We start from the raw sequence: 20,648 nt of genomic DNA on the forward strand, positions 1-20,648 counted from the left end.
CTCCTTCTTGTTCGTTTACAGACGTACGGTCGAGATAAACTGCTTCAGCTCAGCGGTTTGCGGATGAGCAAACAGCGTTTTGCTGTCGCCCTGCTCCCATACGCGCCCCTGATGCATAAAGACCACACGGTCGCCCACGTCGCGGGCGAAGTTCATTTCATGGGTGACGAGAATCAGCGTCATGCCTTCGGCAGCAAGCTGCTCCAGCACTTTCAGCACTTCACCGACCAGCTCGGGATCGAGCGCGGAGGTGATCTCGTCGCAGAGTAAAACTTTGGGCTGCATCGCCAGCGCGCGGGCAATTGCCACGCGTTGCTGCTGGCCGCCGGAGAGATTGGCCGGCGCGTAGTTGAGGCGCTCACCGAGACCGACTTTTTCCAGCATCTGCGTGGCCAGCGCGCGGCATTCGGCCTCGCTTTTCTTCAGCACGCGGCGCGGGGCCAGCATCACGTTTTCCAGCGCCGTCATGTGCGGGAACAGGTTGAAGTTCTGAAATACCATCCCGACCGAGCGGCTGATTTCGCGCGCCTGCGATTCGCGGTCGGTGATGGTCATGCCGCCGAGTTTAATACTGCCCTCCTGGTAACCCTCCAGCCCGTTCATGCAGCGCAGCAGCGTGCTCTTGCCCGAGCCGCTGCGCCCGATAATAGAGATCACTTCGCCGTTATCGATATCCAGATCGACGCCTTTCAGCACATGGTTATCGCCGTAGTACTTCTGGACCTGATTAATGGTGATGAGCGGCATTGAATTTTTTCTCCAGGTACTGGCTGTAGCGCGACAGCGGATAACACATCAGGAAGTAGCCCAGCGCCACCAGGCCAAACACCTTGAACGGCTGATAAGTGACGTTATTCAGAATGGTGCCGGCTTTAGTCAGCTCGATAAAACCGATGATCGAGGCCAGCGCGGTCCCTTTGATCACCTGCACTGCGAAGCCGACCGTAGGCGCGATAGCGATGCGAACCGCCTGCGGTGCCACCACACGGTACAGCGTCTGGCCGAATGTCAGCCCCAGACAGCGTGACGCTTCCCACTGCCCTTTGGGTAACGCGCGGATGCTGCCGTGCCAGATATCGACCAGAAATGCGCTGGTGTAGAGCGTCAGCGCTAACGAGGCTGCCGTCCACGGTGCGACGTCAATGCCAAACAGCCCGACACCAAAGAACGCCAGAAACAGTTGCATCAGCAGCGGCGTGCCCTGAAACAGTTCGGTATAGGCGCGCACCAGTCGCGTCGGCCAGCGCCGCTTCAGCAGGCGCAAAAACAGCAGCGGTAGCGTTACCAGCGTGCCGCCGAAAAAGGCCACCAGCGACAGTAAAAGCGTCCAGCGCGCTGCCAGCAGCAGGTTGCGCAGAATGTCCCAGTCCGTAAATGTTGTCATGCCGGCTGCGCTCCCAACCATTTGCGACCCAGCGCCAGCAGCAGCTGTCGCATCGCTATCGACAACGCCAGATAGATCAGCGTGGTCACCAGATAGACTTCAAAACTCAAAAAAGTGCGTGACTGAATCAGGTTGGCGGCGAACGTTAACTCTTCGTACGAGACCTGCGACACAACCGACGATCCGAGCATCACGATGATGCACTGGCTAACCAGCGCCGGATAGATGCGCTGCAGCGACGGCGGCAATACCACGCGCAGGAAGGTCTGCGTGCGCGTCAGCCCTAAGACGCGCCCCGCTTCCCACTGCCCCTTTGGCGTCACCTGAATGCCTGCCCGGATAATCTCCGTGCTGTAGGCGCCAAGGTTGATCAGCATCGCCAGCAGCGCCGCTTCGCCCGCCGTGAGTTTCAGCCCCAGATTGGGCAAGCCAAATACGATAAAGAACAGCTGCACCACAAACGGCGTGTTACGAATCAGCTCGACATAGACGCCCCAGAGACGGCTGGCCCAGCCGGACTGGCCACTGCGCAGCGCCGCCCCCAGAATCCCGAGACTGACGCCACCCACCGTTGCCAGTACCGTCAACTGAACCGTGATCCACAGTCCTGCCAGCAGGGCTGGCCAGTGCGGCCAGAGTTCGGCAAAGTTAAGTTGCGCCATGATTTATGCGCCGAGGCTGGCTGGCAGTGGCGCTTTCAGCCAGGTTTCAGACAGCTTATTCAGCGTGCCATCTTTGATGCCCTGCTCAATCAGTGTGTTCACGCGCGCTTTCAGCGCCGGCTCATCCTTTTTCAGTCCGATGAAACACGGTGAATCTTTCAGCATGAACTGCGGCACCGGCGCTTTTTCCGCGTTCTGCCGGGCTATCGCCGCAACCACCAGGTTACCGGTCGCCACATACTGCACCTGACCGGAGAGATATGCCGACAGCGTCGTGTTGTTGTCTTCGTACCGTTTGACCTGCGCCTCTTTCGGCGCCACATCGCTCAGGACCATGTCCTCTACCGCGCCGCGCGTCACGCCAATCGATTTGCCTTTCAGCGCGGCTGCATCTTTGAGCGGTTCCCCTTTCGGTCCGAACACGCCGAGGAAGAACGGCGCATAAGCGCGGGTGAAATCGATAACCTTCTCACGCTCCGCGTTTTTGCCCATGCTGGAGATCACCAGGTCAACTTTATCCGTTTGCAGATAAGGTACGCGGTTGGCGCTGGAGACCGGCACCAGTTGCAACTTCAGTTTCATCTGCTGCGCGAGGTACTTCGCCATATCGATATCGTAGCCCTGCGGCTGCAGATCGGTACCGACCGACCCGAACGGCGGGAAGTCCTGCGGTACGGCCACGCGCAGCACACCGCGCTTTTCAATATCCTGCAGCTGGTCGGCCATCGCACTGCCGATCTGCACCATCAGTAATGCTGCGCCAGCCAGCGCCAGTAAACGTTTTTTCATTATGCACCCCGGTGAGTTGAACATGAAACAAAAGATTCCTGATCGAATGATTTGCAACTAATGTGCCAACCGGGCCGATGGTTAAGCGACGCGGCAATCACCGCGAGAAATAGGGAATAACAGAGTTTAAACCGCAAGAAGCACGGTCATTGCACGCGCGCAGAAACGGTGCAAAGCACCAAAATGGTGCCCATTAGCGGTGTTCCAGCTCATCAAGCTGCTGGTAGAGATCGGCAATATGGTGGATGCGCTGCCGCCCGTGCGACAACATTTCGTGTAAAAGGGCGTTTGCCAGCAGATTGATCAGGCTCATGGCGGAAGCATAGCTATCGAAGGCAGAGACGCTGTCGAGCGGCGCGCACAGCTGCCAGCGAGCCAGGCTAATGATGCCCTGCGCCTGAGGTTCACAGAGCGCCAGCACCGGCACGCCGTTTTGCTGTAGCTGCTGCATCAGCGGCCGGATAAGGCGCGGACGACGCCGAAAGGCCATGACGACCACAACATCCTCCGGCGTGATATCCACCAGCTCTTCACCCAGCGTCTGGCCTGGCTGCGGCAGCACCTGGACCTGTGCCCGCGCCTGTAACAGCTGCTGGCGCAGGTGCAGCGCCACCGGATAGGCATTGCGCATGCCAATGATAAAGATGCGTCTGGCGGTGCTTAGCGCCTGGATCACCTCGCCAAACTGCCGGGCATCAATGCTGTTGACCCACTGCGTCAGGTTTGCCATCTCTTGCTTATAGTGCCGCGATAACAGCGTGTTGCCCTGCACTGCGTCGCGGTTATCAGTAAGCGGCATGCCGCTCTGACGCAGTACGCGCAGCTCATCGCGCATGTCTTTGTATTTCTCATAACCCAGCCGTTTGAACAGGCGGCTGACCGTCGCCTTCGATACCCCGCTCAGCCGCGCCAGCTCTGCACTGTTGTAACTGATCAGGTCGTCGAAGTGGTCAAACACAAAGTCGGCGATCCGCTGCTCCTGCGGTGACAGGTGCGCATAGTGGCTGCGAAGGCGTTCATCAAGCTGTTTCATGGTGGGTCCTGTAACTTTTGTTTCATCACAAGCTAGCACAGATCGTCCCCGCGTGGCGTGTCGCAAAAAGTGGAACGGCTCTTGCTTAAGTGAGTCGGGTTCCTGGTGCGCATGAATGCGCACCCTACGAAAGACACGTGGCCTGCTGGTGTGGACAGGGCCATGCATGGCGATCGCCAGCAACGTCATTAACTAACCAAGAGTGCCTTATGATTCAGAGCAACATGGCCCCGATGGGGATGGCCGTCACGCCACACCATCTCGCCAGCGAAAGCGCCTTAGCGGTGCTGCGCGAAGGGGGCAACGCGATTGAAGCCATGGTGGCTGCGGCTGCCACTATTGCCGTGGTCTATCCGCACATGAATGGCTTAGGCGGCGACGGATTCTGGCTGATTGTGCCGCCGCACGGCGACCCGATTGCCATCGATGCCAGCGGGGCTGCCGGTGCGCTGGCGCATCGCGACTTCTATCACGGGGAGAGCCATATTCCGCACCGCGGTCCAAAAGCCGCGCTGACGGTTGCCGGTACGGTGAGCGGCTGGGAGGAGGCGCTCAGGCTGGCGGCCGAACGGGGTGCCGCTCCCCTGCCTCTGTCGCGTCTGCTGCGCGATGCAATTCGCTATGCCGCCGATGGCATCCCGGTCACCGCCTCCCAGGCCGCGGCCACTGCGGCTAAACAGCAGGAGCTACAGCATCAACCCGGTTTTGCCGCCACGTTTCTGCCCGATGGTTACGTGCCCGCTGCCGGCAGCCGTTTCACTCAGCCAGCGCTGGCGCACACCCTGAGCCTGCTCAGCGAGCAGGGGCTGGCGAGTTTCTATCGCGGCGCGCTGGCACACCATCTGGCGCGCGAAATGCACCTGCTCGGTATGCCGGTTACGCTGGAGGATTTACAGCAGCATCGCGCGTGCCGCCGCACCCCGCTGCATCTGGCACACAGCGAAGGCGATATCTGGAACATGACGCCCCCCACGCAGGGGCTGGTTTCACTGGCCATCCTCGGGATCACCGATCGGCTGCAGATGGCGCAGGCGGACGAAGCGCAAACCGTGCACCGCATCGCAGAAGCCACCAAACGCGCCTTTGCGCTGCGCGACCGGCATATCACCGATCCGCGTCACGTGAATATCGATATTCAGTCGCTGCTGGATGCCGCTCACCTTGACGAGCTGGCCGCGCAGGTAAGCGATGAGCAGGCCTCGCCGTGGGGAACCGGACGCGGGCCGGGCGATACCGTCTGGATGGGCGTCATGGACAGCAGTGGCCTTGCGGTGTCGTTTATCCAGAGCATCTACCACGAATTTGGCAGCGGCGTGGTGCTACCCGGCACCGGTATTACCTGGCAAAACCGCGGTGCAGCATTCAGCCTGCAACCGGATCATCTGCTCACGCTGGCGCCAGGCAAACAGCCGTTCCACACCCTGAATCCTGCTGCCGCACGCCTGAAAGATGGCCGCACCCTGGTATACGGCTCCATGGGCGGTGACGGCCAGCCGCAAACGCAGGCGGCAATTTTTACCCGCCACGTTATTCAGGGCCTGCCGTTGCAGCAGGCGGTAAGCGCACCACGCTGGCTGCTGGGCCGCACATGGGGGCAATCTTCAGATTCGCTCAAGCTGGAAGCCCGCATTGCGCCGGCAACGGTTGAGCGGCTGCGCCAGCTGGGCCATGAGGTTGAGCTGCTGCCCGACTTCAGCGAAGTGGTCGGTCACGCAGGTGCCATTGTCAGACACGTTAACGGCATGCTGGAAGGCGCGTTCGATCCGCGCAGTAACGGCAGCGCTGCCGGTTTTTAAGGGAGAACATCATGAGTGAACAACCAGACTGGGCGCAGTATATCGCGCAAATGGAGCAGATTCTGGCGCTGGAGCTGGACGATACGCGCCGCGCCGCGTTGCAGATACAGTTCAACCGTATTGCCGCCCTGGCGCAACCCCTGATGGCACTACCGCTGGATGATCGGCTGGAAGTCGCGGGAGTATTTCATCCATGACGCTGGCCGCCCTATCGATTACGCAACTGCAACAGGCACTCGCCCGGGGTGAGATCAGCGCACGTGACGTCGCGCAACAGACGCTGCAGGCTATTGCACAACACAACCCGGCCATCAATGCCTGGACGGAGATCACCGCTCAACGCATGCTGCAGGAGGCAGAGCAGATTGACGTGCAGCGGCAGCGCGGCGAAACCCTGCCCGCGCTGGCGGGCATTCCCTATGCGGTGAAAAATCTGTTCGATGTTGCCGGGCACAGTACGTTAGCGGGCGCGCAACTCTTCAGTACGCGCACGCCCGCCGCAGAGGATGCGTGGGCAGTAAACAGACTGCGTCGCGCAGGTGCCCTGCTTACCGGCATGCTGAATATGGATGCCTACGCTTACGGCTTTACCACGGAAAACACCCATTTTGGCGCAACGCGTAACCCGCATGACCTGACCCGCGTGGCGGGGGGATCATCTGGGGGATCGGCCGCTGCGGTGGCGGCGGGCCTGGTGCACTTCTCACTGGGCACCGATACCAATGGTTCAATCCGCGTACCCGCCTCGCTGTGCGGTATTTTTGGCCTGAAACCCACCTTTGGCCGCCTGTCACGCAGCGGCAGCCATCCGTTTGTCGCCAGCCTCGATCATATCGGCCCGCTGGCCCGCTCGGTCGACGACTTAACGCTGGTATACGATGCGCTACAGGGTGCCGATGCGCAGGATGCGTTCCAGGCGCAGCAGCCGGTACAGCCCGCCCGCACGACCCTGGTTCAGGGCGCTGAAGGTCTGCGCTGCGGGCAGCTTGGCGGCTTCTTCTCCCGCTGGTGCACCGATGAAGTGCGAACCGTTGTGGCCACGGTGGCGCAGGCGCTCAACGCCATCGAAGAAGTGACGCTGCCCGAGGCAGAACTGGCGCGTTCAGCGGCGTTTATCATGACTGCCGCAGAGGGTGGCAATCACTATCTTCCCGCCCTGCGCCGCACGCCGCAGCTGTTTGAACCCCATTCGCGTGAGCGTCTGCTTGCAGGGGCGATGCTCCCTTCCGCGTGGTATCTGCAGGCGCAGCGCTTCCGCCGTTACTTTCAACAGCAGGTGCTGCCGCTGTTTGATCGCTTTGACATTCTGATTGCTCCGGCCACGCCCTGTACTGCCACGACGATAGGTCAGGAGACGATACACATTAACGGGCAGGATCTGCCGACGCGCGCCTCGATGGGCATGCTGACCCAGCCGATATCGTTCCTTGGTTTACCGGTGTGTACGGTGCCATTGCTGACGACGAGCGGTCTGCCTGTCGGCGCGCAGTTGATCGCCGCGCCATTTAAGGAGCACCTGGCCCTGCGTGCCGCCTGGGCTCTGCAACAGCAGAGGCTGACTCTGCCACAACCTACTTTATCGGATGCCCGAGATGACACCTGAACAGATTGATCGCCCTGCAGTCGTGGCTGAAGTGACCGCCGCTTTTTACCGTTATGAGCAGGCGCTGGTGAGTAATGACGTGGACACGCTGGATGCGCTGTTCTGGCACGATACGCGCACTGTGCGTCTTGGTGCGGGTGAAAATTTATATGGCATTGAGGCGATTCGCGCATTTCGCGCCGCGCGCCCGTCGCACGGGCTGGCACGTGCGCTACGCAATACGGTGATAACCACCTTTGGCGAGGATTACGCCGTATGCAGCACCGAGTTTACGCGCGAAGGCGTAGAGAAAATCGGACGCCAGCAGCAGACCTGGGTGAGGTTGCCGTGCGGCTGGCGGATTGTCGCCGCGCAGGTGAGTTTGATGACATAAAGCTGCTCAACCTGTCTGCGGCGTTACTCTTATCCTGACGGGGTCGGGTTCACACCCGCCCCTTACACCTCTGGCGCGGGGTGCGTCTTAATCCAGTGATCGGCAATCTGCTGCCGCGTACAAACCCACACATCATCGTACTGCTGAAGGTGATCGAGAAAACGCTGCAGCGCGCGGAACTTGCCCGGCCGTCCCAGCAGACGACAGTGCATCCCCACCGACATCATCTTCGGCGCGGTATCACCCTCGGCATACAGCACGTCGAACGTATCGCGCAGATAGGTGAAGAACTGCTCCGCGGTGTTGAACCCCTGCGGCGTTGCGAAGCGCATATCGTTGCACTCCAGCGTGTAGGGAATGATGAGATGCGGTTTTACCGTGCCGTCCTGACAGGTGACCTGCGTCCAGAAGGGGAGATCATCACCGTAGTAGTCGCTGTCATAGCTGAAGCCGCCCTGCTCTACCACTAACCGCCGCGTATTGGGACTGTCGCGGCCGGTGTACCAGCCGGTGGGTGCTTTGCCAAAGAGATCGGTAAGCACGTCCACCGCCTGCTGCATATGCTGGCGCTCCGTTTTGGCATCCACGCCCTGGTAGTGAAGCCAGCGCCAGCCATGGCTGACTACGTCATAGTCTGCGGCCTTGATCGCCTCAACGATAGGCGGATGACGCGCCAGCGCCATCGCCACGCCAAACACCGTCAGCGGCAGGCCGCGCTGCTGAAACTCCTGATGGATGCGCCAGAAACCGGCACGGGATCCGTACTCATACAGGGACTCCATCGACATATGCCGGTCGGCATAGCTTGCTGCACCGATGATATCCGAGAGAAACTGCTCGGAACCGGCATCGCCGTGTAGCACGCTGCTTTCTGCGCCCTCTTCATAATTCAGCACAAACTGTACCGCGACCTTTGCTTTACCCGGCCATTGGGCATGCGGTGGCTGCCCCGCGTAACCCGTTAAATCACGCGGATAGTTTTTGTTGAAGCTGTACTCTTTCTTTTCAGATACGTCGCTCATTCTGCAAGTTCCTGTCATCAGTCCTCAACCTGCCCTTAGTTTAGGTGCTGAAATGCGCCGCTGAGCGGTTTTTGTAACGGATAATCCAGATCGCCATGTTTGCTGGTACCGAAGCCAAGCGCCACCAGCGACTCCACCATCTTCACGGCCGCGCTGACGCCGTCGATAACCGGCAGGCCCAGCTCTTTGGTTAAATCCTGTGCCAGCGCGGCCATGCCGCCGCAGCCGAGGACAATCGCCCCGCTGCCATCTTCACGTTTGGCCTGCATACAGCGCTGACGCACTTTTTCCTGCGCTACGCCGCTGCCATCCTCCAGGGCCAGCACGGGCAGATCGATAGCGTGCAGTGCGGCACAGTGGTGCGTGAAACCGTACTGCTGTAACAGATGCCGGGCAATGACCAGCGTGCGCGGCAAAGTAGTAACAATCGAGAAGCGCGTAGCCACCAGCGTGGCCGTGTGCATCGCCGCTTCAGCAATACCGATGACCGGCCCGCTCGCCAGCTCACGCGCAGCCAGTAATCCCGGATCGCCAAAGCAGGCAATAATGTGCCCGCTAACGCCCTGTGCCTTACCCAGCTTTACCTGCTCCAGCACGCCCACTGCGGCAATGGCTTCATCAAAGTGTCCCTCAATGGAGGGCACGCCCTGCGACGGGCATACCGCAAGGATGTCGGTGCCGGGTGCCGCAACAGCGCGTGCTGCCGCGCCGATGGTTTCGGTCATCGCCTGGCTGGTATTCGGGTTGATCACCTGGATCAGACTCATGATGCTGCTCCTTTATGCCCGGCAAACAGTCGGGTGAAATCAGGCAAGGTTTCGCCACTGCGCTCAAAGTGCAGACTGGCAACGATATGTTCGAAGTGGTGCTGCAGCGCCGCGGTGAGTGTCGGAAGATCTCTCTGGCGAAGCAGATCCACCAGCCGATCGTGGTGATCGCAGCGACAGCCGCGCTGCCACGGAGCTCCCCAGGCGGCGATAACCAGTGAAGAGCGCTGCGCCAGGCGCGTGACCATCTCTGTCAGCACCTGATTACCGGAAACCGCCTGCAGCTGAATATGAAAGGCCGCAGATAAACGGATTGCCGCCGCGCCGTCATTCTGCGCATGCGCCTGCTGCTCTTCTGTAATTAAGTGACTGAGCGCCGCAAGGTGCGGCGGCTGCAGATGCGTTAGCACTGCGGGCAGATTGGCGCACTCCAGCAGGCTGCGCGTAGCGAAAATATCGCGCGCTTCCGCCACGCCCGGTGTGGCGACATGTGCACCACGTCTGGGCGAGAGGGTGATCATTTGCACTGCGGCGAGGCGCTGCAGCACTTTACGGATGCCGGTGCGGCTGACGCCAAACACCTCCGACAGTGCCTCTTCCGGCAGTTTGCTGCCGGGCGGCAGCTGATGCTCAACAATCGCGTTCAGCAACGCCTGGTAGATAGGCTCGTCTTTATCATTCAGGTCGGCCGCGGTTTGCTGGCCGGTTTCACTCTTCATTACCTGCTCCGGTAAGTAGTTGCCTGCTACACATCGTATACGTGAAAACATTTTTTTGTATACAAGAAATCAATTCTGGCCTGATTCCTGCAATACCGTTTCACAACGACATTATCTTCCATGTAGTCAGAGGAGCAGGTTTCATGCCAAATCATTCTGAAGTCTCTGCCAGCACGCATTACAGCCCGCGTTTATGTAATCAGGACCTGGCACCCACGCGCGATCAAAACTGGTCGTGGTACAACATTTTCTCTTTCTGGATGTCGGATGTGCACAGCATGGGCGGGTATGTAGTCGCAGCCAGCTTCTTTACGCTGGGTCTGGCAAGCTGGCAGGTGCTACTGTGTTTGCTGGTGGGCATTTGCATTGTACAGCTGTGTGCGAACCTGGTGGCGAAGCCGAGCCAGATGGCCGGCGTACCGTATGCGGTGATCTCACGTCAGGCCTTTGGCGTGTTCGGGGCCAATATTCCGGCAGTAATTCGCGGCTTGATCGCTTTTGCCTGGTACGGTATTCAGACCTATCTGGCGGCCAATGCGCTGATGCTGGTGCTGCTGAAGTTTTATCCGGCGTTAGCGGGTATGACGCAGAGTAGCTGGCTGGGTCTTTCGCAGCTTGGCTGGTGCTGTTTTGGCGTGATGTGGCTGCTGCAGGCGATGGTATTCTGGCATGGCATGAATGCCATTAAGCGTTTTATCGACGTGGCCGGCCCGGCGGTGTATGTCGTGATGGTGGCGCTGGCGGGCTGGATTGTATACAAAACCGGCTTTGACGGCATCTCCTTTACGCTCGCCAGTAAGCCGCTGAGCACGGGTGAGCAGACCTGGCAGATGATCACAGCCACTGCGTTGGTGGTCTCCTACTTCTCCGGTCCGCTACTCAACTTTGGTGACTTCTCGCGCTATGGCAAAAACATGGGTGAAATTCGTCGCGGTAACCGCTGGGGTCTGCCGTTTAACTTCCTGCTGTTCTCTATCGTTACCGTGGTAATTGTATCAGGCACGCAGTCACTGTTTGGCCGCATGATCACCGATCCCATTGAAACCGTCAGCATGGTGGGTAATGACGTGGCCGTCGCGATTGGCCTGCTTACCATGATCACGGCCACCATCGGCATCAATATCGTGGCGAATTTTGTCTCGCCCGCGTTTGATTTTTCTAACTGCTCGCCACAGAAGATCAGTTTCCGGACCGGCGGGATGATAGCGGCAGTGGGCTCGGTGCTGCTGACGCCGTGGAATCTGTTCCAGTCGCCAGAGCTGATTCACTATACGCTCGATGTGCTGGGCTCCTTTATTGGCCCGCTGTTTGGCATTCTGATTGCCGATTTCTATCTGATTAAGCGTAGCAAAGTGTACGTGGACGACCTGTTTGATGATACGCCAAAGGGCCGCTACTGGTATCGCGGCGGTTTTAACCCCAAAGCGATTGCCGCGCTGCTCCCCTCGGTGGGAATTTGTCTGGTGATAAGCTTCATCCCTTCACTGCACGCGGTGGCAAACTTTAGCTGGTTTATCGGCGTGGCGTTAGGCGCGGGCTGTTATCGCTGGCTGGCTCGCGCTGAGCGTGAAGTTCCGATCTCAGCATACCCGGCTGAGATGGCAGTGCAGAAGGAGTAAAAAGCAAAAAGCCGATGCATTGCTGCATCGGCTTCTTTAAAGAGATTGGCGGAACGGACGGGGCTCGAACCCGCGACCCCCTGCGTGACAGGCAGGTATTCTAACCAACTGAACTACCGCTCCGCGCTTTGTTCCCCGTCGAGAACGAGGCGCATATTAATGGCAGCCTCCTCCTCCGTCAACGCTTTTTACCGCAGAATGATGCGTTTGCCGCTTTTTTCAGCTCAGCGTCGCTTTTATATGCAAAATCAGGGGTTTCAGGCGCGCCACAGGCAGCTGCCGCCCTTCTTCTGCACCAAATCAAGACGGCTCTCATGCGCCACGATCTCATCTTCGCTGGCGCTGACCACGCGCAGCCCGCTGCTCGGCCGGGTGATGCGCTGGATATGTTCGCCGGACGCCTGGCTGTTCTGCTCCCCCTCCAGCGAAAAGGCCAGCGAAGTTTGCCCACCGGTCATGGCCAGGAACACTTCCGCCAGAATCTCGGCATCGAGCAGTGCGCCGTGCAGCGTACGCTTGCTGTTGTCGATCTCATAGCGGTTACACAACGCATCAAGGCTGTTGCGCTTGCCCGGGAACATCTTACGCGCCATCGCCAGGCTATCCGTCACCCGACAGAAGGTCTCCGTCTTGCCGATACCGCGCTGTAGCATGCCAAATTCGTAATCCATAAAGCCGATATCGAACGAGGCGTTATGAATCACCAGCTCCGCACCGCGGATGTAGTCGAGGAATTCGTCGGCGACCTGCGCAAAGGTGGGTTTATCCGCAAGGAACTCATCGGCAATGCCGTGCACGCCGAACGCTTCCGGATCCACCAGCCGATCGGGCTTAAGGTACATGTGGAAGTTATTACCGGTCAGGCGGCGGTTGATCACCTCAACCGCACCAATTTCGATGATGCGATGGCCCTCATAATGCACCCCGATCATGTTCATGCCGGTGGTTTCGGTATCAAGGACGATCTGGCGGTTATTTGCAGTGCTCATAGGACTCGTTTTATGTCAGACTTGGCGTTTTGTCAGAAGGAAGTCTACCAGAGATGCGCAAACAGGTAGAAATATTCACCGATGGATCGTGCCTGGGAAACCCTGGCCCGGGCGGTTATGGCGCCATTGTCCGCTATCGTCAGCATGAAAAATTATTCAGCGCCGGTTACCGCCTCACTACCAATAACCGCATGGAGTTAATGGCGGCCATTGTGGCGCTTGAAGCGTTAACGCAGCCATGCGAAGTGGTGCTGAGTACCGATAGCCAGTATGTGCGTCAGGGTATTACCAGCTGGATTCACAACTGGAAAAAACGCGGCTGGAAAACGGCGGAGAAAAAACCGGTTAAGAACGTTGACCTGTGGCAACGGCTTGATGCGGCGCTCAGCACCCATGAGATCAAATGGGAGTGGGTTAAGGGCCATGCCGGCCACCCGGAAAATGAGCGCTGTGATGAGCTGGCGCGCAGTGCCGCTGGCAATCCCTCGCTAGAGGATATCGGCTATCAGGTTGAATCCTGATCGTTCACTTCACGAAACTGGCGCGTTGCGTTAACAGCCGGACGCAGTTGCGCCTGACTCAGCGATTTTTTTGCTTTACCCGGCGTAAGCGGGAACGTCCGTTTACGCGCCACCACGATATTCAGGCAGCCCAGCGCCGGCAGGTGCGTGCTGATCATCTTCCCACCCTGTCGATGCCAGGGCACCACCTGGAAGCGCGTACGGTACACCACTTCGTAATTGAGCAGGCTGAGCCAGTCGAGCAGGCGCACCTGACTAAACATGCGGCTGCTCCATGGCGCACGCCGATGCAGGCCAGGCAGGCCTTTGCTGATGCCCAACAGGCTGAAGGGGTTAAAACCGCTGATGATCATCCAGCCATCATCGATAAGTACGCGATCTACCTCACGCAGTACGCGGTGCGGATCCTGACTCCAGGCCAGCGTATGCGCCAGCAAGCAGGCATCAATGGACTTTGATTCAAACGGTAACTGCGTCTCGCTGGCTATCACGTGTAACGCTTCGCCTTCATTGCCCACATTTACCTGATGCGATATGGCACACTGGCTGGTATTGATTTCTGCGCTGAGGCTGCCAATTTTAAGCATATGAAAGCCATACAGCTTACCGAGGTACGGCTGCAGTTGCTGCGTGAGCGCGTCGCGAAAATAGTCGCCCCAGGGCATGTCGCTCCAGGAGCGCGGCGCAGTCAGGATTTGGCGTGTTTTCGCTGGCTTCATGCTCTACCATTTTCCTTTTTCTACGACCTGAGAGGTGTTTATGAATCTTACCAGTATTCCCGCGTTGCAGGATAACTACATCTGGACACTGACTGATGAACAGGGGCGCTGCCTGATTGTCGATCCGGGCGAAGCTCAGCCGGTGCTGGATAAAATCAAGGCGAATCGCTGGCAGCCTGTCGCGATTCTGCTGACGCATCACCATCATGATCATGTTGACGGGGTGGCTGAACTGCTGAAGCACTATCCTGAACTGGAGGTTTACGGTCCCGAAGAGACCCAAAACAAAGGTGCAAAAAAAGTCGTTGCTGAAGGTGATGACGTTACGCTGCTGGGGTTAACTTTCCGCGTCATCGCCACACCAGGACACACTTTAGGACATATCTCATATTTCAGTTCGCCTTATCTTTTCTGTGGCGATACGATGTTTTCCGGCGGTTGCGGACGACTGTTTGAAGGTACGCCACAACAGATGTTCGAATCTTTTCAAAAGCTTAATCAGCTACCTGCCGATACGCTTATCTGCTGTGCGCATGAGTATACTTTATCCAATATGAAGTTTGCTGCGGCTATTCTGCCTCACGATCCCAAAATTTTGGCAAGATATCAGGAAATTAAGGACTTACGCGCAGAAAACCGCATTACTTTGCCCACAAAACTGGCGCTGGAGCGTGAAATAAATTTATTTCTCCGCACGCAAGACCCTGATTTACAAAATGCTTTAGGGATTAATGTCTCTTCCGCCCCCTTATGGCAAGCTTTTGCAAATCTACGCGAGAAGAAAGACCGTTTTTGATCTTACGGGTTGTGTTGTGTCTGCCCCTCACGTATAGTTGCTCGTCTTTTAAGCGAACTATTGACACACACATGAAGGCTAAAGCGATATTACTCGCCTCAGTCTTGCTGGTAGGATGTCAGGCATCACGGAATGACGCCAATATCCCCGTACAGCATGCACAGAGTCTGTCTTCAGCTGGTCAAGGTGAAAATGGAAAGTACGGAGATCGCTTGTTGTCGCCGCGTTGGCAAGATGATGGAACAAGCCTCGCAGAAGACACTGATCTCTGGAATCACATTAGTGACGAGTTGAAGATGGGGATTCCGGAAAACCCGCGAATCCGCGAACAAAAAACAAAGTACTTAAAAAATAAGAGCTATCTCCACGATGTAACATTACGGGCAGAGCCGTACATGTACTGGATTGTCGAGCAGATACAGAAACGTAAAATGCCGATGGAACTGGTACTGCTACCCATAGTGGAGAGCGCTTTTGACCCACACGCAACCTCTTCTGCGAATGCCGCTGGCATCTGGCAGATCGTTGCGCAGACGGGCAAAAACTATGGTTTGAAACAGAACCAATGGTACGACGGACGCCGTGATGTTGTGGCGTCGACCAAAGTTGCACTGGATATGATGCAGCGTCTGAACGGCATGTTCGACGGTGACTGGTTACTGACCGTTGCCGCCTATAACAGCGGTGAAGGGCGTGTGCTCAAAGCGATGAAACAGAATAAGGCGCGCGGTAAGCCGACGGACTTCTGGCACTTGTCGCTGCCACGTGAAACGACGATCTACGTACCTAAAATGTTGGCCTTGAGTGATATTCTCAAGAACAACAAGCGTTATGGTATCAAGCTGCCAACGCCGAACGAGAGCCGTGCACTGGCTCGCGTTGAAGTGGGACAGCAGATTGAACTGACGCAGGCCGCAGATATGGCCGGTATGTCGCTCAGCAAGCTGAAGACGTTTAATGCCGGGTATAAACACGGTGCGACAGCGCCAAACGGACCGCACTACATTATGGTGCCTAAGTCCAATGTAGCTCAGCTGCGCAATTCACTGGCTTCCGGTGATATTGCTTCCGTGCAGCCGACCGAAATGGCGAAAGCCAGTGCGGCCGGTAATAGCTACAAGGTGCGTAAAGGCGATACCTTATCCGGTATTGCCAGCAAGCTGGGCGTCAGCGTCAGCGCGTTGAAACAGCAGAACAACCTGCGTAGCGCCTCTGTCCGCATTGGACAAACGCTGAGCGTAGGCGGTAAAGCAGTGGCTGCTACACAGCTGGCTGATAACGGCAACAGCATCACCTATCGTGTTCGTAAGGGTGATTCTTTTGCCAGTATCGCTAAACGTCATGGGGTAAATACCAAAGACGTTATGCGCTGGAACAGTGACGCGAAAGACATTCAGCCGGGCGACAAGCTCACGCTGTTTGTTAAGAATAGCGCAACACCTGATACCTGATGCGTCGAAAAGGCTGACATTTGTCAGCCTTTTTCATTTTGACTCCGGCTTAACGTTTCATCCCTGCCCCGACTCCATTGATCTTCTGCATCCGTGCTGAATGCCGGTACTTTCACTAAATGCGTTCGGTAACAAAGGCGATCCGGTGCACCTTGCGGTGCTGGGTAGCGAGAAAATGATCATTGAAAACCTGATCAACCTGCATCTGCTGCCGGCGCGTTTTACCTTTATCGCTCTGCCTCTGCGCGCGGCTCGGCTTCACCGGTGCAGGCTATTACGCTGACAGAGGATTAGCGCGTGGTGGACGGGCTGAACTCCACCAGCAGAGGATTGTGATCGGAAGCACGCGTGACCAGTACCGAAGCTTCACTCACTTTCATGTCGCGATAGAAAATGAAATCCAGCGGACGACCAAAAGCTTTGCGGCGATGGTCATCCGTGAAGGAGACCTCCCGCAGTGACATCTCCCGGGCAAAACGGTACAGCGCATTCATGCGCTGGCGGCTCCAGGCGTTGAAATCACCCGCCATAATAACCGGGCCACGATGGTGCTGAATCTGCTCACCTATCGGCCCCAGCTGTTTACTGTAAACATCGACACCAAGACTGAAATTCACCGCATGGATGTTTACTACCATCAGCATTTCACCGTTCGGCAGAGGATAGGCGGTAACCAGCGCTGATTTTGACAGCCGCAGTAGCGGCTCTCGCTCACGCAGAGGGCAACAATAGACAGGATGAGCGGAGGCCAGCGTCATGACGCCTGAAGGGTGTTGCGGCAGTACAAATGCCGGCACCTGATCGGCCGCCAGATAGTTACTGGTGGCAAACTGCACCAGTTCTGGCGTGGTTTGTGCCTCCTGCAATAGCACCAGATGAGCATCTTTACCAAAGCCCTGCAGTACAGACATCCAGTCTGCGCGCTGCTGCTTAAAGATGTTCCAGACAAGCACCCGCAAAGTTGGGTCTGCGGGCAGCGGTGCGCCAGGCGGTAAGCCCTGCCCAAGGTGCAGCATCGCCCCCGGCGGAAAGATTCGTTCCGCAGGCTGACCTGCTATATAGCGCATTGCATAAGTTTTTTTTCGCACTGTCCCGCCTGGCTCATTGACGACTGCTACTTCACCTGACTGTTATAGGGATTTTAGCGCGGGGTTTCAATGCGTGTTCTTGATTGTCGGAATTCGCCTCACAGCCTGTAACGGCAATAGCCCACCATCAGGCAGGCTATTGTGCGTATTATTCCATCACCAGCGCAGTGCGGGGTTTATCCAGTTTGCCGCTCAGTCGAACCAGCAGCAGCGCGGCCAATACGATGGCAGCCCCCACCCATGGCGTTTGTGCCAGACCATAGTGCTGAATGATGTGTCCGCCGATGGTTGAGCCCAGCGCAATGCCTATGTTAAAAGCGGCAATGTTCAGGCCGGAAGCCACATCAACCGCGCCCGGTGCGTAGTGTTCGGCTTTCTGTACCACATACACCTGCAAACCCGGCACGTTAGCGAAGGCGAAGATCCCCATAACCAGCACCGTCGCCAGCGCCAGATAGTGCATACTGGCGGTGAACTGGAATACCAGTAACAGCAGTGCCAGCGCAGTGAAAATCAGCGTCAGTGCTGCGACCGCGCCACGACGGTCGGCCAGTTTGCCGCCCCAGATATTACCAATCGCGACTGAGATGCCATAACCAAGCAGAATGGCGCTCACTGCTGAAGGCGAAAAGCCAGCCAGCGTCTGCATCATCGGCGCAAGGAAGGTAAAGGCGGTGAACACGCCACCATAGCCCAGCGCAGTAATGGCATAAATCAGTAACAGACGCGGATTAATCATCACGCTCACCTGTTGCGACAGGGTGGTTACCGGAGGCTGAGCAATATTGCGCGGCACCAGAATCATGCTGGCAATCAACGCAATGATCCCCAATAAAGAGACAGCAAGGAAGCTCTCACGCCAGCCGATATGCTGACCGATCAGGGTGCCCAGCGGAACGCCTGTTACCAGCGCGACGGTGAGTCCGCCAAACATAATGGCTATGGCACTGGCGGCTCTCTCTTTGCTTACCAGGCTGGTCGCGATGGTGGAACCAACAGAGAAGAACACACCGTGCGCCAGGCCGGTGAGCAGACGTGCAATAATCAGCGTCTCATAGTTTGGCGCCAGCCAGGCTACCAGATTCCCGACGGTGAACAGCGCCATCAATCCCATGAGCAGCTGTTTACGTGGCAGTTTGCCGGTTAGCGCTGTCAGTACAGGTGCGCCAACGGCTACGCCAAGCGCATAGATTGAGACCAGCATTCCAGCAGAGGGTAATGTAATGCTGAGCTGTTCAGCGATGGTTGGAATGAGCCCGACGATAACAAATTCAGTTGTTCCGATAGCGAAGGCGCTGATAGTGAGCGCCCAGAGTGCAAGTGGCATGATTGACTCCCAAAGAGGTTTTGATGGGCGTCATTATTACTTCGTGGTTTAATAACGAAAAGGTGCAAAGTGGCAATAGACTTTTGCCCTTGGAGGCATAATGAAGGCGTCGTCTGACGAATTAAAAGTGTTTATTGCCGTTGTTGAGAGCGGCAGCTTTAGCCGTGCAGCTGACCAGCTACAGATGGCCAATTCAGCAGTAAGCCGCATGGTAAAGAAGCTGGAGAATAAGCTGAGCGTCACCCTACTGACGCGAACCACGCGGCAGTTAGCGCTGACGCTTGAAGGTGAACACTATTTCCGCCGCGTACAGAAACTGATGCAGGAGATGTCTACTGCTGAGAATGAGCTGTTAGAACGTCAGCAAACGCCGCAGGGAGAATTACGGGTTGATGCTGCTACACCGGTTATCCTCAACTTGCTCATGCCGATGATCAAGCCGTTCCGTGAGCGTTACCCTGAAGTCAGGCTCTCGCTGATCTCATCGGAGAGCTTTATCAATTTGATCGATCGTAAAGTGGATGTGGCGATCCGCGCCGGCAACCTGACTGACTCTACTCTGCGTGCCCGATTGCTCTTTATCAGCTACCGCAAGCTGGTCGCTACGCCGGCCTATCTGGCCAAATATGGCGTACCTGCCACCGTGGCGGATCTGGCACGACATGAGTGCCTGGGATTTGTAGAACCACTGCGACTGAATCGTTGGCCCGTTTCCGATAATGGCCGCGATCTTTACGAGATCAAATCTGGCATGGCATCCAATAGTGGCGAAACAATTAAAATGCTGTGTCTTAACGATCAGGGAATTGCGTGTTTGTCGGATTATATGGTCGATGCAGAGATTGCGCAGGGCACATTTGTTGAGGTGTTGGCAGAGCGGCGTATGTTGGTGGAGATGCCTTTTAACGCAGTCTATTACAGTGATTTAGGCGTGAGCCAGCGCGTGCGGGCATTTATCGATTTTCTAAGCGAATGGGTAAAAGATCAGCCCTGGCGAGTGCAGGGCTGAGCAGGATATTAATCCCAGGCGGGTGCCAGCCCATCCGGGCTCACCAGACGCTGCTGGCGATCCAACGCCGCGATCTGCGCCATATCATCTGCATCAAGTTTCAGATTAATGGCCGTCATGTTGCTGGCGAGGTTATCGCGTTTCGTCGAAGATGGGATAACCGCATAACCTGATTGCATTGCCCAGGCTAAAACGATCTGAGCAGCGGTTGCCTGATGCTTGTGGGCGATACGTTTGATCACTTCATCCTTGAGCGCTTCGCCATAAGCCAGCGTCATGTACGAGGTAATATGCATGCCCTGCTCTTTCGCGAACGCGACAACCTGACGGTTCTGCAGGAAAGGATGCAGTTCAATCTGGTTGGTCGCAATATTTTCTACGCCAACTGCTTCGATAGCTTCTTTCATCAGCGCAATCGGGAAATTAGAAATCCCGATTTGGCGTGTCAGACCCGCCTCTTTTGCCGCCAGCAGAGCCTGCATACTCTCTTTAACCGATACCGCAGCACCCGGGGAAGGCCAGTGAATCAGGGTTAGATCAACGTACTCGGTACGCAATTTCTTCAGGCTATCTTTAAGGCTTGGGATCAGCTTGTCAGCAGAAAGGTTTTCAACCCAGATCTTTGTGGTTATGAAAAGCTCAGTGCGGGCGATACCGCTTTCAGCGATCGCCTGACCTACTGCCGCTTCATTGCCATAAATTTGCGCGGTATCGACGGTGCGATAACCCAGCTTCAGTGCTGTTTTTACTGAGTGAATAACGACATCGTCCTGCAGACGAAACGTACCTAAACCAAAAGCGGGGATTGTCATGTGTTCCTCATCATATCGTTTAATGTTGCGATGAGGTGCAGTGTGACAGGATTATTGTTGCCGAAAAATCCGCTTATAAGCAGAAGAATTTTGCTTTTTAATCAACAATAGAGCTTAAATTGCAGATATGAAAAAGCCCTGACTTTGCAGTCAGGGCTTATCAATTAAG

At 56.7% G+C, this 20,648-nt stretch carries 22 protein-coding genes, 1 tRNA gene and 1 pseudogene; 10 read left to right on the plus strand and 14 right to left on the minus strand.

Features of this window, described 5'->3' with window-relative positions:
• Positions 1-15: 15 nt before the first annotated feature.
• The 5 genes from HA48_RS08795 to hpxU form a co-directional block, all read right to left on the minus strand.
• Positions 16-747, minus strand: coding sequence for an amino acid ABC transporter ATP-binding protein (locus HA48_RS08795; RefSeq protein ID WP_128600682.1), 732 nt, complete (start codon positions 745-747; stop codon positions 16-18).
• Complete coding sequence (locus HA48_RS08800; protein WP_128600683.1) at positions 728-1,384, minus strand: amino acid ABC transporter permease; 657 nt, start codon at positions 1,382-1,384, stop codon at positions 728-730. The genes HA48_RS08795 and HA48_RS08800 overlap by 20 nt, the downstream gene beginning before the upstream one ends.
• On the minus strand, positions 1,381-2,049 hold the full coding sequence (locus HA48_RS08805; protein ID WP_128600684.1) for an amino acid ABC transporter permease: 669 nt from the start codon (positions 2,047-2,049) through the stop codon (positions 1,381-1,383). The genes HA48_RS08800 and HA48_RS08805 overlap by 4 nt, the downstream gene beginning before the upstream one ends.
• A complete protein-coding gene (locus tag HA48_RS08810) occupies positions 2,050-2,835 on the minus strand; it encodes a transporter substrate-binding domain-containing protein (protein ID WP_128600685.1) in 786 nt (261 codons plus the stop codon). It lies immediately after the preceding gene.
• 193 nt (positions 2,836-3,028) lie between these two features.
• Positions 3,029-3,868 carry a MurR/RpiR family transcriptional regulator HpxU gene (gene hpxU / locus HA48_RS08815; protein WP_128600686.1) on the minus strand — a complete coding sequence of 280 codons (840 nt, stop codon included), beginning with the start codon at positions 3,866-3,868 and terminating at the stop codon, positions 3,029-3,031.
• Positions 3,869-4,077: 209 nt separating this feature from the next.
• On the opposite strand from hpxU, the gene HA48_RS08820 reads away from it, so the two are divergent.
• From HA48_RS08820 to hpxZ, 4 genes are read left to right on the plus strand one after another with little or no spacing between them, the layout of a single operon-like run.
• Positions 4,078-5,664, plus strand: coding sequence for a gamma-glutamyltransferase family protein (locus HA48_RS08820; RefSeq protein ID WP_128600687.1), 1,587 nt, complete (start codon positions 4,078-4,080; stop codon positions 5,662-5,664).
• A gap of 11 nt (positions 5,665-5,675) precedes the next feature.
• On the plus strand, positions 5,676-5,861 hold the full coding sequence (gene hpxX / locus HA48_RS08825; protein WP_128600688.1) for an oxalurate catabolism protein HpxX: 186 nt from the start codon (positions 5,676-5,678) through the stop codon (positions 5,859-5,861).
• A complete protein-coding gene (locus HA48_RS08830; RefSeq protein ID WP_128600689.1) occupies positions 5,858-7,267 on the plus strand; it encodes an AtzE family amidohydrolase in 1,410 nt (469 codons plus the stop codon). Before hpxX ends, HA48_RS08830 begins: the two co-directional genes overlap by 4 nt.
• Complete coding sequence (gene hpxZ / locus HA48_RS08835) at positions 7,257-7,640, plus strand: oxalurate catabolism protein HpxZ (protein WP_128600690.1); 384 nt, start codon at positions 7,257-7,259, stop codon at positions 7,638-7,640. Before HA48_RS08830 ends, hpxZ begins: the two co-directional genes overlap by 11 nt.
• A 62-nt stretch (positions 7,641-7,702) precedes the next feature.
• On the opposite strand, the gene puuE is transcribed toward hpxZ, so the two are convergent.
• Genes puuE through HA48_RS08850 form a run of 3 tightly spaced genes read right to left on the minus strand, consistent with a single transcriptional unit; the run spans position 7,703 to position 10,148 of the window.
• The gene (gene puuE / locus HA48_RS08840) at positions 7,703-8,662 is read right to left on the minus strand and encodes an allantoinase PuuE (protein WP_128600691.1); all 960 of its coding nucleotides are present in this window, start codon (positions 8,660-8,662) and stop codon (positions 7,703-7,705) included.
• Between the two features lie 35 nt (positions 8,663-8,697).
• A complete protein-coding gene (gene hpxA / locus HA48_RS08845) occupies positions 8,698-9,429 on the minus strand; it encodes an allantoin racemase (protein ID WP_128600692.1) in 732 nt (243 codons plus the stop codon).
• Positions 9,426-10,148 carry a GntR family transcriptional regulator gene (locus HA48_RS08850; protein WP_128600693.1) on the minus strand — a complete coding sequence of 241 codons (723 nt, stop codon included), beginning with the start codon at positions 10,146-10,148 and terminating at the stop codon, positions 9,426-9,428. Before HA48_RS08850 ends, hpxA begins: the two co-directional genes overlap by 4 nt.
• 143 nt (positions 10,149-10,291) lie before the next feature.
• On the opposite strand from HA48_RS08850, the gene HA48_RS08855 reads away from it, so the two are divergent.
• Positions 10,292-11,767 carry an NCS1 family nucleobase:cation symporter-1 gene (locus tag HA48_RS08855; protein ID WP_128600694.1) on the plus strand — a complete coding sequence of 492 codons (1,476 nt, stop codon included), beginning with the start codon at positions 10,292-10,294 and terminating at the stop codon, positions 11,765-11,767.
• A gap of 46 nt (positions 11,768-11,813) precedes the next feature.
• Here the strand turns inward: HA48_RS08855 and HA48_RS08860 are convergent.
• Together HA48_RS08860 and dnaQ are read right to left on the minus strand one after the other, a co-directional pair.
• Positions 11,814-11,890, minus strand: a tRNA-Asp gene (locus HA48_RS08860).
• A 134-nt stretch (positions 11,891-12,024) separates the two neighbouring features.
• Positions 12,025-12,756: a DNA polymerase III subunit epsilon gene (dnaQ, locus tag HA48_RS08865; RefSeq protein WP_128600695.1), complete on the minus strand. Its 732-nt coding sequence runs from the start codon at positions 12,754-12,756 to the stop codon at positions 12,025-12,027.
• On the opposite strand from dnaQ, the pseudogene rnhA reads away from it, so the two are divergent.
• Positions 12,710-13,277, plus strand: a pseudogene (gene rnhA, locus HA48_RS08870) (ribonuclease HI). The gene dnaQ and the pseudogene rnhA sit on opposite strands and share 47 nt — an antisense overlap.
• On the opposite strand, the gene HA48_RS08875 reads toward rnhA, so the two are convergent.
• Positions 13,262-13,996 (minus strand): class I SAM-dependent methyltransferase, encoded by a 735-nt coding sequence (locus HA48_RS08875; RefSeq protein ID WP_128600697.1) that lies wholly within the window; start codon positions 13,994-13,996, stop codon positions 13,262-13,264. The pseudogene rnhA and the gene HA48_RS08875 sit on opposite strands and share 16 nt — an antisense overlap.
• Positions 13,997-14,036: 40 nt before the next feature.
• On the opposite strand from HA48_RS08875, the gene gloB reads away from it, so the two are divergent.
• The 3 genes from gloB (at position 14,037) to HA48_RS08890 (ending at position 16,526) form a co-directional block, all read left to right on the plus strand.
• On the plus strand, positions 14,037-14,792 hold the full coding sequence (gene gloB / locus HA48_RS08880; protein WP_128600698.1) for a hydroxyacylglutathione hydrolase: 756 nt from the start codon (positions 14,037-14,039) through the stop codon (positions 14,790-14,792).
• Positions 14,793-14,863: 71 nt separating this feature from the next.
• Entirely contained in the window at positions 14,864-16,243 is a 1,380-nt protein-coding gene (gene mltD, locus HA48_RS08885) for a murein transglycosylase D (RefSeq protein WP_128600699.1), read from the plus strand.
• 100 nt (positions 16,244-16,343) lie between these two features.
• Complete coding sequence (locus tag HA48_RS08890) at positions 16,344-16,526, plus strand: cyclase family protein (protein WP_128600700.1); 183 nt, start codon at positions 16,344-16,346, stop codon at positions 16,524-16,526.
• A 7-nt stretch (positions 16,527-16,533) separates the two neighbouring features.
• Here the strand turns inward: HA48_RS08890 and HA48_RS08895 are convergent, their stop codons facing one another.
• Positions 16,534-17,331, minus strand: a complete 798-nt coding sequence (locus HA48_RS08895; protein WP_128600701.1) for an endonuclease/exonuclease/phosphatase family protein — start codon at positions 17,329-17,331, stop codon at positions 16,534-16,536.
• Positions 17,332-17,479: 148 nt separating this feature from the next.
• Positions 17,480-18,658 (minus strand): MFS transporter, encoded by a 1,179-nt coding sequence (locus HA48_RS08900; protein WP_128600702.1) that lies wholly within the window; start codon positions 18,656-18,658, stop codon positions 17,480-17,482.
• A 100-nt stretch (positions 18,659-18,758) separates the two neighbouring features.
• On the opposite strand from HA48_RS08900, the gene yafC reads away from it, so the two are divergent.
• Positions 18,759-19,667, plus strand: coding sequence for a DNA-binding transcriptional regulator YafC (gene yafC / locus HA48_RS08905; RefSeq protein ID WP_128600703.1), 909 nt, complete (start codon positions 18,759-18,761; stop codon positions 19,665-19,667).
• A gap of 8 nt (positions 19,668-19,675) precedes the next feature.
• Here yafC and dkgB read toward each other — a convergent pair whose 3' ends face one another.
• Complete coding sequence (dkgB, locus tag HA48_RS08910; protein WP_128600704.1) at positions 19,676-20,479, minus strand: 2,5-didehydrogluconate reductase DkgB; 804 nt, start codon at positions 20,477-20,479, stop codon at positions 19,676-19,678.
• Positions 20,480-20,648 lie beyond the last annotated feature (169 nt).

Source organism: Pantoea wallisii, from assembly GCF_002095485.1.
GTDB classification, from domain to species: Bacteria; Pseudomonadota; Gammaproteobacteria; order Enterobacterales; family Enterobacteriaceae; genus Pantoea; species Pantoea wallisii.